This window comes from Pseudomonas sp. YuFO8, from assembly GCF_035065025.1.
Classification (GTDB): Bacteria; Pseudomonadota; Gammaproteobacteria; order Pseudomonadales; family Pseudomonadaceae; genus Aquipseudomonas; species Aquipseudomonas putida_AE.
In genome coordinates, this window is sequence record NZ_JAXDEQ010000009.1 from 121,642 (window position 1) to 135,320 (window position 13,679).

Here is a 13,679-nt window from a genome sequence, read left to right on the forward strand (position 1 = left end):
GGGGGCGGTCTGTTTTGAGATTTCAAGTAGGGCGGGCTCCTCCGGATGCCGCCCTTTTTTGTGCAAGAGATTATGCAAAGCAGCAGCAACCTGTTTCCTGTCGCCCTGATCAGCGCCGAGCGGCGCGGCGATCTGAGCGAAGATGTCTACCGGCTGAAACCCGGTAATAGCCCCGACGGCACCGTAGAGCTGGCGGTGACGCGCCTCGGCATGGCTGATGAGCCGGCATCCCGTGGCGTGCCGGTGATCCTTTTACACGGCAGTTTTTCCAATCGACGTTTCTGGTTCTCCCCCAAGGGGCTGGGCCTGGGTGCCTATCTGACGCGCCTGGGGTTCGATGTCTGGATCGCGGAAATGCGCGGTCACGGGCTGTCCCAGCGCAACCAGAACTATCGCAAGAACCGTGTTGCCGACTACGCGCGATACGATCTGCCCGCCATTGGCGCCTTCGTGCGCGAGCAGAGCGGCCAGGTCCCGCACTGGATCGGCCATTCGCTGGGTGGCATTACCCTGGCGGCCGCACTGGGGGGTGAATACATTGGCGAACCCGTGGTCGCTTCCGCGGCGTTTTTTGGCACGCAAGTCAGCCGCACCTACTGGCCGCTGAAGATTCCACCGGTGGAATGGAGCGGTCGTTTCATCCTCAAGCGCTTTGCCCAGCTGTCCGGTTCACGGCTCAAGCGTGGCCCGGAGGACGAGCCGATCGGCCTGGCCCTGGAAAGCATGCGCTGGTACGGTCTGTTCGGGCGCTTTGGCGACGCCGACAAGGACTGGTGGGCGGGGCTGGCCGAGGTCAAGGTGCCAGTGCTGGCGGTGAGCGCCGCAGGCGATCATCAGGACCCGGCCTGGGCGTGTCGCAAGTTGTTTGATCAGCTGGGTTCCGAGCACAAGCAATTTATCAACCTGGGACGCGAGCAGGGTTTTGCCGATAATTTCGGTCATGTGGAAATGTTGGTCAGCAAGGCCGCCCAGGCTGAAGTCTGGCCCCTGGTAGCGCGCTGGTTGACGGATCAGCACAGGCCATTGCTCGGTGATCAAGCGGATTTGGCCGCGGCGATCTAAGCTGGACGCTCTATCAAGGGCATTTCGCTCTGGTCGGCATGCGGCTAAGATATGACGCATTGAGCTGTTCCGGTCATTTTCGGTGACTGAATCAGTAGTGATGTTCGTGCTTTCTTCCTCTTTACAGGAGTTTCTCGATGAACCATTACCTCACGCCTGACCTGTGCGACGCCTACCCGGAGCTGGTGCAGGTGCTGGAACCGATGTTCAGCAATTTCGGTGGCCGGGATTCCTTCGGCGGCGAGATCGTGACCATCAAGTGCTTCGAAGACAACTCGCTGGTCAAGGAACAAGCCGAACTCAAGGGTAATGGCAAGGTGCTGGTAGTCGATGGTGGTGGCTCCCTGCGCCGTGCATTGCTGGGCGACATGATCGCCGAGAAAGCCGCGAAAAACGGCTGGGAAGGGCTGGTGATCTACGGTTGCATCCGCGATGTCGACGTCATCGCGCAAACCGACCTGGGGGTCCAGGCATTGGCCAGCCACCCGATGAAGACCGACAAGCGCGGCATTGGCGACCTGAACGTTGCCGTGACCTTCGCCGGCGTGACCTTCCATCCTGGCCACTACATCTATGCGGACAACAACGGCGTGATCGTCTCGCCCAGCCCGCTGAAGATGCCTGAGTAATTTTTTGAGCCAAGGAATGCGGATGTTCGAGGAAGAAAACGCGCAATGGGGGCTGGTACATGCCCTGGTGCTGGACGGTAAAGGCGGTGCGCGTTCGATAGCCCGGACAGAACTCGACGAATTGCAGCTGCAGGCTCACGAAAGCCTGTGGCTGCACTGGGATCGCAGTCACCCGCAGACCCAGACCTGGCTGCGCAAGTCCAGTGGCCTGAGTGAGTTCAGCTGCGACCTCTTGCTGGAAGAAAACACCCGCCCGCGCCTTCTCGCGCTTTCGGACAGCGAACTGCTGCTGTTTTTACGCGGGGTCAACCTCAATCCGGGGGCCGAGCCTGAAGACATGGTGTCGGTGCGGATCTTCGCCTCCGCCCAGCGGGTGATTTCCCTGCGCTTGCGTCCGTTGCGCGCCACCGAAGAACTGCTGGTGCAGCTGGAGGAGGGCAAGGGGCCGAAAACCGCCTCCGAACTCATTCTCTACATGGCCCAGTACCTCACCAACAAGGTGCAGGACTTGGTCAGCTGCCTCTCGGAAGTGGTCGATGAGGAAGAAGAAAAGCTGGATTCCGACGAACGGTACACGCCCGAGCACGGCGCCGTTTTACAGATCCGTCGCCGAGCCGCTGCGTTGAAGCGCTTTCTCGCTCCGCAACGGGACATTTTTGGTCAACTGACGCGGATCAAGCTGCCCTGGTTCGTCGAGGACGACGGCGATTACTGGAACGAATTGAACAACAGCCTGACCCGCTATCTGGAAGAGCTTGAATTGACGCGGGAGCGGGTGGGGCTGGTCCTGGAGGCTGAAGACCGACGATTGAGCGTGCGCATGAACCGCACGATGTATCGCTTCGGCATCATCACCGGGATATTTTTGCCGATGAGTTTTCTGACCGGTCTTCTGGGGATCAACGTCGGAGGCATTCCATTTTCGGAGAGCCCCTATGGCTTCCTCGTCGCCTGCCTGCTGATGATCTCGGTGGCGCTTGGGCAGTGGTGGTTATTCCGACGTTTGCGCTGGGTTTGAAAATGCGCCATGTGACCCGGGCAAATTTGACCGCGTCTTTCACAGACATCACGAGAGGTGCGTATGCACGATCCGTTTGAACAGTCTTTGCGCGACATGCTCAATGCATCACCGTCCACCCGGGACGACGATGCGTGCCTGGGACGTGTCCTGAAAACCGCCAATCGCCAGGTTGGCGCCGGTGATTTGTTCAGCCTGCTGGGCCGCTGGCTGCCCGCCTTGATGATCGCCCTCAATAACGGCTCGGCCCATGTCACGCCGGTCTCCCGACTTCGTAAACCTACCGCTCGCACTGCTGATAAGGCTGATTGAATATGGAACTTGATCTCTGGACACAGAGCCTCGTCACTGCAATGACTGCGTTATGGACCAAGGTCGCGAACTTCATTCCGAACCTTTTTGGCGCACTGGTTGTGCTCCTGCTAGGGTTTGTCGTGGCCAAGCTGCTGGACACCCTGCTGTCCAAATTGCTCGCCAAACTGGGTCTGGATCGCCTGATGGGCGGTACCGGTTTGACCAAGTTGATGTCCCGCGCCGGGCTTCAAGTCCCCATCTCGACGCTGATCGGCAAAATCGTCTATTGGTTCGTTCTGCTTATTTTTCTGGTTTCTGCCGCAGAATCCCTTGGACTTGAGAGAGTTTCAGCTACGCTGGATATGCTTGCGTTGTATTTGCCGAAAGTATTCGGCGCGGCGCTGGTGCTGTTGGTGGGTGTCCTGCTGGCGCAACTGGCCAATGGCCTGGTGCGCGGTGCGGCAGAAGGCGTAGGACTGGACTACGCTTCGGGACTTGGGAGAATTGCCCAGGGCCTGGTGATCATCATCAGTATCTCGGTCGCGATCAGTCAGTTGGAGGTCAAGACTGACCTGCTCAACCACGTGATCGTGATCGTATTGATAACCGTTGGTCTGGCGGTTGCGCTGGCCATGGGGCTGGGAAGCCGGGAAATTGCCGGTCAGATTCTTGCGGGAATCTATGTGCGTGAGTTGTACCAGGTTGGGCAACAAGTGCGAGTTGGAGAGGTCGAAGGGCAGATCGAAGAGATCGGCACGGTTAAAACCACATTGCTGACCGATGAGGGTGAGCTAGTCTCTCTTTCCAATCGGATCCTCCTCGAGCAGCATGTGAGTAGCCGCTAACCCGGCAAACCCTGCTAATGTATGCCGCCGTAAAATGCCGCCTGATGCTGGCTGCGGCGGACATTGACCTGACTGTCGGCACGACTTGTTTTGAATAAAGCCCAATCGCTATCCATGCGCTACGACCCCCGCGAGCTCTCTGATGAGGAGTTGGTCGCGCGCTCGCATACCGAGCTGTTTCACGTGACGCGCGCTTATGAAGAACTGATGCGGCGTTACCAACGAACATTATTTAACGTCTGTGCAAGGTATCTCGGGAACGATCGCGACGCTGATGATGTCTGTCAGGAGGTCATGTTGAAGGTGCTGTATGGCCTGAAGAACTTCGAGGGCAAATCGAAGTTCAAGACATGGCTATATAGCATCACGTACAACGAGTGCATTACGCAGTATCGAAAGGAAAGGCGAAAGCGTCGATTGATGGACGCATTGAGTCTTGACCCCCTCGAGGAAGCGTCCGAAGAAAAGGCGCCGAAACCCGAGGAGAAGGGTGGACTTGATCGTTGGTTAGTGTATGTGAACCCGATTGACCGCGAAATTTTGGTGCTACGATTTGTCGCAGAGCTGGAGTTTCAGGAGATCGCAGACATCATGCACATGGGCTTGAGCGCAACAAAAATGCGGTACAAACGCGCTCTAGATAAATTGCGTGAGAAATTTGCAGGCATTGCTGAAACTTAGTTCAGCGCAAATATCTCTTACGTGTAGGCAAGTTCTGATAGACTTGCTGCCGAGTTGTCCCCCGGTTTGCGGGACTGCTTCACAATCACCAGATGGGGATTTAACGGATGAAACTGAAAAACACCTTGGGCTTGGCCATTGGTTCTCTTATTGCCGCCACTTCGTTCGGCGCTCTGGCACAGGGCCAAGGCGCAGTTGAAATCGAAGGCTACGCAAAGAAGCAGTATTTCGATAGCGACCGTAACTTCAAGAACGACGGTATCCTGCCGGGCGGTTCGATCGGTTACTTCCTGACTGACGACGTTGAACTGCGTCTGTCCTACGACGAAGTCCACAACGCCGTTACCGATGATGGCCAGAACGTGAAGGGCTCGAACGCAGCTCTGGACGGCCTGTACCACTTCAACAACCCAGGCGACATGGTTCGTCCGTACCTCTCCGGCGGTTTCTCCCACCAGAGCATCGACCAGAACGGTTCGGGCGGTCGTAACCACTCCACCTTCGCCAACGTTGGCGGCGGTGCCAAGCTGTACTTCACCGAGAACTTCTACGCCCGTGCTGGCGTTGAAGCTCAATACAACATCGACCAGGGCAACACCGAGTGGGCTCCTAGCGTCGGTATCGGTGTGAACTTCGGTGGCGGCTCCAAACCAGCTCCTGCTCCAGTTCCAGCTCCAGAAGTTTGCTCCGACAGCGACAACGATGGCGTTTGCGACAACGTTGACAAGTGCCCGGACACCCCAGCCAACGTAACTGTTGACGCTGACGGCTGCCCAGCAGTTGCTGAAGTTGTCCGTGTTGAGCTGGACGTGAAATTCGACTTCGACAAGTCGGTAGTCAAGCCTAACAGCTACGGCGACATCAAGAACCTGGCTGACTTCATGAAGCAGTACCCATCCACCAGCACCACTGTTGAAGGTCACACTGACTCCGTCGGTCCTGACGCTTACAACCAGAAACTGTCCGAGCGTCGTGCAAACGCCGTTAAGCAGGTTCTGACCAACCAGTACGGTGTTGAATCGTCCCGCGTTCAGTCTGTTGGCTACGGCGAATCCCGCCCAGTTGCTGACAACGCTACTGACGCTGGCCGTGCTGTAAACCGTCGCGTAGAAGCGCAGGTTGAAGCTCAAGCTAAGTAATTAGCTCGCAGCTACGAGAAAAGCCCGGCTCAGGCCGGGCTTTTCTTTGTCTGCGATTTGAGGATTTGTGTGGTGTGAAAAGATCGCAGCCTGCGGCAGCTCCTACACAAACTCTGCGTTCAACCTGTAGGAGCTGCCGAAGGCTGCGATCTTTAGATTTTCCTCGCGGGCCGCGACAGCGCCGATTACCAGAATGGCCGGGCTTTTCAACTCAAAGGCGTAGGCATCTTCCTCCATGCCTGTCAGATCACTCCTGCATTCCCGCTGATGGGGCAATGATGCGTTTTCGATCATCGCCACCGGCGTGTCCGCCGCCATCCCGCCGGCCAATAGCTGCTCACGGATTTCGCTGAGTTTGGCCACACCCATGTAGATCACCAGGGTCGTACCGCCCTGGGCCAGTGCCTGCCAGTTCAGGCTGCTGCCGTCCTGGGTATGGGCGGTTACCAGCGTCACACCGCGCGCCACACCGCGCAGGGTCAGTGGGATATCGCATTGCGTAGCGCCTGCGAGCCCAGCAGTGATGCCATTGACCAGTTCGACCTCGACTCCGCGCTCGCGCAGCCACTGGGCTTCTTCGCCACCACGCCCGAAGATGCACGGGTCACCCCCCTTGAGTCGTACCACGCATTTGCCCTGCCGGGCGTAACGCAGCATCAGGCGATGAATGAACGCTTGCGGCGTGGAGCGGCAACCACCGCGTTTGCCCACGGCCACGATCCGTGCCTCAGGGCAGTGTTCGAGAATCGCGCCATTGACCAGGTCATCGATCAGCACCACATCCGCTTCTTTCAATGCGCGCACCGCCTTGAGGGTCAGCAGTTCAGGATCACCGGGTCCCGCGCCCACCAGCCAGACTTTTGCGTTCATAGGGTTTTTCCTCACGAAATGACGATGATCGGTTTAAAAGGCAAGACAGGCTCAGCCATGGAACACCAGGAACAGCAGCGCCAGGTTCGCCACCAGCGACAGCAGGGCCAATGTGCGCCACACCTTCAGCGGTTCGCGCTCCAGCAAAGGCCTGGGCCGTATGCTTAAGCTGTTTCGCTCCCCCTGTTCCAACAGCCGCAACCATTCCTCTGCCGTTTCAAAGCGCTGGGCCGGGTCTGCGGCCACCGCGCGTTCCAGGCTTTGCGCCAGCCAATCCGGCAGGTCGGGGCGGTAGCGACTGGCACTGACCGGCACGCCGAACCGGGGGCGTTGAAAGGCTTCTATCTCACCGTAGGGATACTGCCCGGTGAGCAAAAAATACAAAGTCACCCCCACCGCATACAGGTCCTGTTGCGGCGTGGGTGCGTCACCGCGGAAGGCTTCCGGGGCGATATAGCTGGGGGTTCCCGGCAGGGCGCTGGGTTGATCCTCAGACAGGCCGGGGCAGTAGGCGAGGCCGAAATCCAGCAGGCGCAGCTCGCCGTCGTCCCCTGACAGCAGGTTCTGCGGCTTGATATCGCGATGCAGGATCTGCCGTCGATGCAGCAGGCCGACCGCTCGCAGCAGGCGTTCCGCCACATCCTGCCACTGCGCCAGGGGCAAGGGCCCGATCTGCTCCTGCAGTTGCGCCAGGGTCGAGCCCGGATACTCGCGCATCACGTAGTACAGATGCTGACGCTGGCTGGCCGCATGCACTTCAGGAAAGTGCCGCCCGGCCACGCGCTTGAGGAACCACTCTTCGGACAGCAGCGCTTGTCCGGCCTGATGATCGTCGTGCAAGCGCGCGGGCAGGGTTTTCAGCAACCAGGGTTGTTGTTGGCTGTCGCGTACCCGATAAAGCAACGATTGCTGGCTCTGGCCGAGAATCCCTTCAATCTGCCAGCCTTCGAAAACCTGCCCCGGTTTCAGTGCCGGTGGCAGCGGCCATTGCTGCAGATGGATCAAGGCATCGCCGATACTCGCTTCACCCAGAGCATCGACGCGCACCAGCAAGGCGCTGGCGTTGTCCTGGCTCCCCGCCAGGTGCGCGGCGTTGACCAGGGTTTGCGCGGCGCTGTCGAGGTCCGGTTGATCGCGCAGGATCGCCGCAATGGCAGTGTCACCCAGGACCGCCCACACGCCGTCGCTGAGCAGCACGAAACTTTCATCGGTGCGCAGCTCGCCATCGAGGAAATCCAGCACCAGGTGCTGATCCAGTCCCAGTGCGCGCTTGAGTACATGCTGCATGCCCGGTTGGTCCCAGACGTGGTCTTCGCTGACCCGCTGCAACTGCCCGGCGTGCCAGCGATACACCCGGCAATCGCCGACATGGGCCAGGGTAAAACGCCGGCCACGCAGGACCAGGGCGCTGACGGTGGTCAGCAGCGGTTGGCCTGCGCCGTTGGCCTGCAACCAGCGGTTTTGCGCCAGCAGCAAGCGATCCAGGGCCTGGGCAACCCCCCAGGTTTCCGGCGTGGCGTAGTAGTCCAGGGCCAAGGCCTGCAAGGTGGAGCGAGCCGCCAGGCCGCCATCGGCGCACTGGCTGACGCCGTCGGCGATGGCGAACAGGAAGCCCTTGCTGGCCGCCAGCGCCGGGGCCGGCGTGACCAGGCGCAAGGCATCCTGATTCTCTTCGCGCGGGCCGATGGCGCTGGCTTGGGCGAAACTCAGTTGCAGGCTCATCGCGCTGTCAGACCCGTGCAGCCGTCACGGCGGCCGAACCCCAGGTGGTCCTCCAGCGGCGTTTTACGCCGTGAAGGCCGAACCAGGCGAGCACCCCCAGGCTGGCGAACAACCACAAGGCCATCTGGTAGCTGCCGGTGCTCTGCTTGATCGCGCCCATGCCGGCTGCCAGGGCAAAGCCACCGATGCCGCCGGCCATGCCGATCAGCCCGGTCATCACGCCGATCTCGCGACGGAAACGCTGGGGTACCAACTGGAACACCGCGCCGTTGCCTGCACCCAAGCCGAGCATGGTGCACACGAACAGGGCCAGTGCGGCATAGGAACTCGGCAAGTTGAATCCGACGGTCGCGATGCAGATGGCCGCGACGGTGTACATCGCGAGCAGGGTGCGAATGCCACCGAAACGATCGGCCAGGGCGCCGCCCAGCGGCCGCATCAGGCTGCCGCCGAATACACAGGCTGCGGTGTAGTAACCGGCAGTGACCGGGCTCAGGCCGTATTGGTCGTTGAAGTAACCGGGCAGGGCGCTGGCCAGGCCGATGAAACCACCGAAGGTCACGCTGTAGAAAAACATGAACCACCAGCTGTCGCGGTCGCCCAAGGCCTTGAAGTAGTCGGCCATGGACTTGGCTTTTGGTCGCTCAGGCGCGTTTTTCGCCAGCCAGGCGAAGACGATCAGGGTCAGGATCAACGGGATCAGCGCAAAGCCGAACACGTTGCTCCAGCCAAAGGCAGCAGCCAGCACCGGTGCAATCAGCGCCGCCAGTACGGTGCCGGAGTTACCGGCCCCGGCGATGCCCATGGCCTTGCCCTGATGCTGCGGCGGGTACCACTGCGATGCCAAAGGCAGGGCGACGGCGAAGGACGCGCCGGCCATGCCGAGGAACAGCCCCAGCAGCAAGGCTTGCTCGTAGCTGTGGATGCCCAGTTTCCAGGCGCCGAACAGCGCACAGATGACGATCACCTGGCCGATCAGGCCGGCGGTCTTGGGTGACAGGCGATCAGCCAGCATGCCCATCGCAAAACGCAGTACCGCGCCGGCCAGAATCGGCGTGGCGACGACCATCCCGCGTTGCTGGGTGGTCAGGTGCAGGTCGCCGGCGATCTGTACGGCCAGCGGGCCGAGCAGGTACCAGACCATGAAGCTCAGGTCGAAATAGAGGAAGGCCGCGAACAGTGTCGGGGTGTGGCCGGATTTCCAGAAGCTTGAATTCATCGCGCACCTCAGCTGATAGGAGTCTCGAACGGGGGCCAAAACAAAAAAAACGCCGCCACCTGATTCGCCATGGGGCAAATGAGGTGAGCGACGTCTTTGTCGTAGGTGGGGCAACCGCCGTTGGTTACCTGTAGTGAATACCTAGCGAGATCTGTGCCAACCGAAAAGATCGCAGCCTGCGGCAGCTCCTACAATTGGAATGCGTACCCCTGTAGGAGCTGCCGAAGGCTGCGATCTTTTGCCGTTCAGCCAAGCAACTCACTCATGGCAATGATCTGCTCCGCCACCTGGATCAGCTTCTGCTGGCGGCTCATCGCCTGGCGACGCATCAGGGTGTAGGCCTCTTCTTCGTTGCAGTCCTTCATCTTCATCAGCAGCCCTTTGGCCAGCTCGATGCGCTTGCGCTCGGCCAGTTGCTGGTCGCGGGCGTGCAGTTGGGCGCGCAGGGCCTGGTCGCTTTCGAAGCGTGCCATGGCCACGTCGAGAATCGGTTGCAGGCGCTGTGCGTGAATGCCTTCGACGATGTAGGCACTGACCCCGGACTTGATCGCCTGGCGCATCACATCGGGGTCGTGTTCGTCGGTAAACATCACGATCGGCCGTGGCTGGTCGCGGCTGACCAGCACCACTTGCTCCATGACATCGCGGCTCGGTGACTCGGTATCGATCAGGATCACGTCCGGGCGCACCGTTTCGACGCGTTCGGGCAGGTCGATGGTCAGCCCGGATTCGTCGATGACCTCGAAACCGGCCTCGGTGAGCGCGGCTTTCAGGCGTCCGACTTTTTTCGCGGTGTCGTTGATCAGCAGGATACGCAACATGTTCGCAGTCTCCTGTTCAGCGGCTGGCGAGAAGGGGCGAGCTGTCGCTCAAGGCGTTCAGCTTGAAGCTGCGGGCATAACCGGCCGGGTCCGAACCGTCCCAGACCTTGCCGTCGATCAACTGGCTGCTGCGCATCTCTTTGTCCAAGGCGGCAACACCGACGGCGCTGGCGGCCTCACGGTATAAGTCTAGTTGTTGCACCTGGCGGGCTACCGCAAGGTAATCGGGGTCGTCGCGCAGCAGGCCCCAGCGACGAAACTGGGTCATGAACCACATGCCATCGGACAGGTAGGGCAGGTTGACCGCCCCCTGGCCATGGAAGCGCAGCGCATGCGGGTCCTGCCATTGGTTGCCCAGGCCGTCGGCGTAGTCACCCAGCAACCGCGGTTCGATGCACGACAACGGCGCATCGAGGTACTGCGGTGCGCTGAGCAACTGCGCGGTACTGCGGCGATTCTCGCTGCTGTCGTCGATGAAGCGGCTGGCTTCGAGGATCGCCATCACCAGCGCGCGGGCAGTGTTGGGGTATTGCTCGACGAAGGCACGGGTACAGCCGAGGACTTTTTCCGGGTGGTCGGGCCAGATGGCCTGGGACGTCGCCAGGGTAAAACCGAGGTCCTGTTTCACTGCGCTGTCGGCCCAGGGCTCGCCGACGCAGAAGCCGTCGATACGCCCGGCTTGCAGGTGCGCGACCATTTGCGGTGGCGGCACCACCACGCTGTCGACATCGTGCAGCGGGTGAATACCCTGGCTCGCCAGCCAGTAGTACAACCACATGGCATGGGTGCCGGTGGGAAAGGTCTGGGCGAAGGTCAGTTTTGGGCGACTTTGGTGCACGTGCCGGTCCAATGCTTCAGGACTGGTCACGCCGGCGGCCTGCAGGCCGTGGGAGAGATTGATGCTCTGGCCGTTCTGGTTCAGGCCCATGAGCACCGCCATGTCGGTGGGGGCCACGCCGCCGATGCCCAGGTGCACGGCATAGATCAAGCCGTACAGGCTGTGGGCGGCATCGAGTTCGCCGCTGACCAGTTTGTCCCGCAGGTTGGCCCAGGACGACTGGCGCTTGAGGTTCAAGGTCAGTCCATAGGGCTGGGCGAAGCCCTGGGTGGCGGCGACCACCACCGAAGCGCAGTCGCTCAGGGCCATGAAGCCGAGGTTGATTTCGCTCTTTTCCGGAGCGTCGCTGCCATTGACCCAGGCCAGGGGGCCGATTGAGGGTTCGTTCATCGATTTCGCACCTTCCAAAAAAAACGTCGTCCCGGACCCCGCAAGAGCAGGGCCGGCTGACGACGCCATTGTCCTGGCACGCATTCCGCCGTTGGCCTGCGTGCTGATGCCTGTGCTGGTGCAAGGCATATGCCATCGCCTGCTGATTTTGTCGCGCGCCTCGCTTGCGACCCCGATGCGCGGGTATAATCGCCGCCTCATTTCGCCGCCAATCGAGTCAAATCCGCCCATGTACACCCTGGCCCGTCAGCTGTTGTTCAAACTTTCCCCGGAAACCTCCCACGATCTGTCCCTGGACCTGATCGGCGCGGGCGGGCGTCTGGGGCTCAACGGTTTGCTGTGCAAGGCCCCGGCAAGATTGCCGGTGAACGTCATGGGCCTGGAGTTCCCGAACCCGGTGGGCCTGGCCGCCGGCCTGGACAAGAACGGCGCCGCCATCGACGGTTTTGCACAATTGGGTTTTGGTTTCGTCGAAATCGGCACCATTACCCCGCGTCCGCAACCGGGCAATCCGAAACCGCGGTTGTTCCGTCTGCCGGAGGCCGAGGCGATCATCAACCGCATGGGCTTCAACAACCTGGGCGTCGATCACCTGCTGGCCCGCGTGGCGGCCGCCAAATACAAGGGCGTGCTGGGCATCAATATCGGCAAGAACTTCGACACCCCGGTCGAGCGTGCGGTCGACGACTACCTGATCTGCCTGGACAAGGTCTATGCCCATGCCAGCTACGTGACGGTCAACGTCAGCTCGCCCAATACCCCGGGCCTGCGCAGCCTGCAGTTCGGTGACTCGCTCAAGCAGCTGCTGGCGGACCTCGCCACCCGTCGGGCCGAACTGGCGCTGCGCCATGGCAAACACGTGCCGCTGGCGATCAAGATCGCCCCGGACATGACCGACGAAGAAACCGCGCAGGTCGCACAGGCGTTGATCGAAACCGGCATGGACGCGGTCATCGCCACCAACACCACCCTGAGCCGCGTGGGTGTCGAAGGCATGGAGCACGGTGACGAGGCGGGCGGTCTGTCCGGCGCACCGGTGCGTGACAAGAGCACGAACACCGTGAAGGTGCTGGCTTCGGAGCTGGGTGGGCGCTTGCCGATCATTGCAGCGGGCGGCATCACCGAAGGCAAACACGCAGCGGAGAAAATCACCGCGGGTGCGAGCCTGGTGCAGATCTACTCAGGCTTCATCTACAAGGGCCCTGCATTGATTCGCGAGTCCGTGGACGCCATCGCCGCCCTGCGCTGATCCCTGTAGGAGCCCGGCTTGCCGGCGATGGCGATCTCGAGGACGCCTTCGCCGGCAAGCCGGGCTCCTACAGAGAATCGGGATTGACCGCAGAGCAGACATAAAAAAGGGCCCCTTCTAAGGAGCCCCTGGGCCGTAGCCCGCCGTCCGGATGGGACGTGCGTGGTTAATTCGCTACAAATCAGATTGTGTGTCGGAGTGTGTGCCCTGTGTTAGCCGACGGCGTGAAGTTCGTTGAGTCTGTGGATTCCCGCAGTGCCGGTCATACCGTCCCAGTTGTCGCCGCGTCCTTCTCGCCAGCCGTTAATCCAGGCTTGGCGTACCGACGGTAGAGTAAATGGGCAAAGCTCACGGGATTTACCACCAACGCCATATTGATATCCGCGCAAAAATGCTCTTTCCAACGGATCACGCTTAAGTCTTCTCATAGGGTGTTGCCCTCACTTGTTGACTGTATGTATCGCGTTGACCTCAATCGAGGTCTGGCAGAAAAAACCTGCCGTTGGGGCTCGTTGCCGGCGTGACGAGCCAAGGTGTTGACGTCATTGCGGCGCCAACCTGTGTTGAGTTCTAACCAATGCGTCACATCGAGGGAATGATCGTTTTGTCATAAGGACGTAACCGTTAATGTGCTATGGCACTAAGTAACATGATGTTTGTGGCGTCTTTATTGATCAAACCCCGGTATGATCGGCCCTGCGTTGGATGATCAGGTTAATCCTTTGCTGAGAATGCCTCCTGTTGCCGGGACGGACTATTCGACGAAGGGTCGACTTATGTCATTTTGTTGCATCAACCTTTTTATCTGTCCTTGCATCTAAGCTCATTTAACCCGGGCAGCAAGGGTGGAATGGCACACCTTCGTGCCACGCGGGCGCTCTTCGAGAAAAGCGCCTGATTGA

General features: G+C 60.3%; 14 protein-coding genes. 8 read left to right on the forward strand and 6 right to left on the reverse strand.

Translation table 11 applies throughout. The annotated features are described in order from the left end of the window. Positions 1 to 72 precede the first annotated feature (72 nt). The 7 genes from SOP95_RS10775 to SOP95_RS10805 all read left to right on the forward strand — a co-directional run bounded on the left by SOP95_RS10775 (position 73) and on the right by SOP95_RS10805 (position 5,668). On the forward strand, positions 73 to 1,062 hold the full coding sequence (locus SOP95_RS10775; protein WP_274073176.1) for an alpha/beta fold hydrolase: 990 nt from the start codon (positions 73 to 75) through the stop codon (positions 1,060 to 1,062). A gap of 137 nt (positions 1,063 to 1,199) precedes the next feature. After that, positions 1,200 to 1,691 (forward strand): ribonuclease E activity regulator RraA, encoded by a 492-nt coding sequence (gene rraA, locus SOP95_RS10780; protein ID WP_008061717.1) that lies wholly within the window; start codon positions 1,200 to 1,202, stop codon positions 1,689 to 1,691. 22 nt (positions 1,692 to 1,713) lie between these two features. Continuing rightward, positions 1,714 to 2,709 carry a zinc transporter ZntB gene (locus SOP95_RS10785; protein WP_274073177.1) on the forward strand — a complete coding sequence of 332 codons (996 nt, stop codon included), beginning with the start codon at positions 1,714 to 1,716 and terminating at the stop codon, positions 2,707 to 2,709. 63 nt (positions 2,710 to 2,772) lie between these two features. Then, positions 2,773 to 3,021: a CrfX protein gene (locus tag SOP95_RS10790; RefSeq protein ID WP_274073178.1), complete on the forward strand. Its 249-nt coding sequence runs from the start codon at positions 2,773 to 2,775 to the stop codon at positions 3,019 to 3,021. A 2-nt stretch (positions 3,022 to 3,023) separates the two neighbouring features. After that, positions 3,024 to 3,848 carry a mechanosensitive ion channel family protein gene (locus SOP95_RS10795; protein WP_007916401.1) on the forward strand — a complete coding sequence of 275 codons (825 nt, stop codon included), beginning with the start codon at positions 3,024 to 3,026 and terminating at the stop codon, positions 3,846 to 3,848. A gap of 90 nt (positions 3,849 to 3,938) precedes the next feature. Then, on the forward strand, positions 3,939 to 4,529 hold the full coding sequence (gene sigX / locus SOP95_RS10800; RefSeq protein WP_075949123.1) for an RNA polymerase sigma factor SigX: 591 nt from the start codon (positions 3,939 to 3,941) through the stop codon (positions 4,527 to 4,529). A gap of 107 nt (positions 4,530 to 4,636) precedes the next feature. Beyond that, complete coding sequence (locus tag SOP95_RS10805; RefSeq protein WP_323607088.1) at positions 4,637 to 5,668, forward strand: OmpA family protein; 1,032 nt, start codon at positions 4,637 to 4,639, stop codon at positions 5,666 to 5,668. Between the two features lie 102 nt (positions 5,669 to 5,770). Here the strand turns inward: SOP95_RS10805 and cobA are convergent, their stop codons facing one another. The 5 genes from cobA to SOP95_RS10830 all read right to left on the reverse strand — a co-directional run bounded on the left by cobA (position 5,771) and on the right by SOP95_RS10830 (position 11,528). Further along, complete coding sequence (gene cobA / locus SOP95_RS10810; RefSeq protein WP_274073180.1) at positions 5,771 to 6,538, reverse strand: uroporphyrinogen-III C-methyltransferase; 768 nt, start codon at positions 6,536 to 6,538, stop codon at positions 5,771 to 5,773. Between the two features lie 51 nt (positions 6,539 to 6,589). Beyond that, on the reverse strand, positions 6,590 to 8,260 hold the full coding sequence (locus tag SOP95_RS10815) for a bifunctional protein-serine/threonine kinase/phosphatase (RefSeq protein WP_323607089.1): 1,671 nt from the start codon (positions 8,258 to 8,260) through the stop codon (positions 6,590 to 6,592). Positions 8,261 to 8,267: 7 nt separating this feature from the next. Beyond that, the gene (locus SOP95_RS10820) at positions 8,268 to 9,479 is read right to left on the reverse strand and encodes a nitrate/nitrite transporter (protein ID WP_323607090.1); all 1,212 of its coding nucleotides are present in this window, start codon (positions 9,477 to 9,479) and stop codon (positions 8,268 to 8,270) included. A 245-nt stretch (positions 9,480 to 9,724) separates the two neighbouring features. Continuing rightward, entirely contained in the window at positions 9,725 to 10,300 is a 576-nt protein-coding gene (locus SOP95_RS10825) for an ANTAR domain-containing response regulator (RefSeq protein ID WP_008056396.1), read from the reverse strand. Between the two features lie 16 nt (positions 10,301 to 10,316). Then, positions 10,317 to 11,528 carry a CmpA/NrtA family ABC transporter substrate-binding protein gene (locus SOP95_RS10830; RefSeq protein ID WP_323607091.1) on the reverse strand — a complete coding sequence of 404 codons (1,212 nt, stop codon included), beginning with the start codon at positions 11,526 to 11,528 and terminating at the stop codon, positions 10,317 to 10,319. Positions 11,529 to 11,757: 229 nt separating this feature from the next. Between SOP95_RS10830 and SOP95_RS10835 the strand changes: the two genes are divergently transcribed. After that, the gene (locus SOP95_RS10835; protein ID WP_323607092.1) at positions 11,758 to 12,777 is read left to right on the forward strand and encodes a quinone-dependent dihydroorotate dehydrogenase; all 1,020 of its coding nucleotides are present in this window, start codon (positions 11,758 to 11,760) and stop codon (positions 12,775 to 12,777) included. Between the two features lie 212 nt (positions 12,778 to 12,989). Here SOP95_RS10835 and rmf read toward each other — a convergent pair whose 3' ends face one another. Beyond that, positions 12,990 to 13,205: a ribosome modulation factor gene (gene rmf / locus SOP95_RS10840; protein WP_003223300.1), complete on the reverse strand. Its 216-nt coding sequence runs from the start codon at positions 13,203 to 13,205 to the stop codon at positions 12,990 to 12,992. Positions 13,206 to 13,679: the final 474 nt, after the last annotated feature.

Bases quoted from the DNA above. Each gene is read 5' to 3' on its own strand.
- SOP95_RS10835 (WP_323607092.1), top strand. From the start codon at position 11,758: ATGTACACCCTGGCCCGTCAGCTGTTGTTCAAACTTTCCCCGGAAACC.
- SOP95_RS10795 (WP_007916401.1), top strand. From the start codon at position 3,024: ATGGAACTTGATCTCTGGACACAGAGCCTCGTCACTGCAATGACTGCG.
- rmf (WP_003223300.1), bottom strand. From the start codon at position 13,205: ATGAGAAGACTTAAGCGTGATCCGTTGGAAAGAGCATTTTTGCGCGGA.
- cobA (WP_274073180.1), bottom strand. From the start codon at position 6,538: ATGAACGCAAAAGTCTGGCTGGTGGGCGCGGGACCCGGTGATCCTGAA.
- SOP95_RS10775 (WP_274073176.1), top strand. From the start codon at position 73: ATGCAAAGCAGCAGCAACCTGTTTCCTGTCGCCCTGATCAGCGCCGAG.
- SOP95_RS10815 (WP_323607089.1), bottom strand. From the start codon at position 8,260: ATGAGCCTGCAACTGAGTTTCGCCCAAGCCAGCGCCATCGGCCCGCGC.
- SOP95_RS10805 (WP_323607088.1), top strand. From the start codon at position 4,637: ATGAAACTGAAAAACACCTTGGGCTTGGCCATTGGTTCTCTTATTGCC.
- SOP95_RS10825 (WP_008056396.1), bottom strand. From the start codon at position 10,300: ATGTTGCGTATCCTGCTGATCAACGACACCGCGAAAAAAGTCGGACGC.
- SOP95_RS10820 (WP_323607090.1), bottom strand. From the start codon at position 9,479: ATGAATTCAAGCTTCTGGAAATCCGGCCACACCCCGACACTGTTCGCG.
- SOP95_RS10785 (WP_274073177.1), top strand. From the start codon at position 1,714: ATGTTCGAGGAAGAAAACGCGCAATGGGGGCTGGTACATGCCCTGGTG.
- rraA (WP_008061717.1), top strand. From the start codon at position 1,200: ATGAACCATTACCTCACGCCTGACCTGTGCGACGCCTACCCGGAGCTG.
- SOP95_RS10830 (WP_323607091.1), bottom strand. From the start codon at position 11,528: ATGAACGAACCCTCAATCGGCCCCCTGGCCTGGGTCAATGGCAGCGAC.
- SOP95_RS10790 (WP_274073178.1), top strand. From the start codon at position 2,773: ATGCACGATCCGTTTGAACAGTCTTTGCGCGACATGCTCAATGCATCA.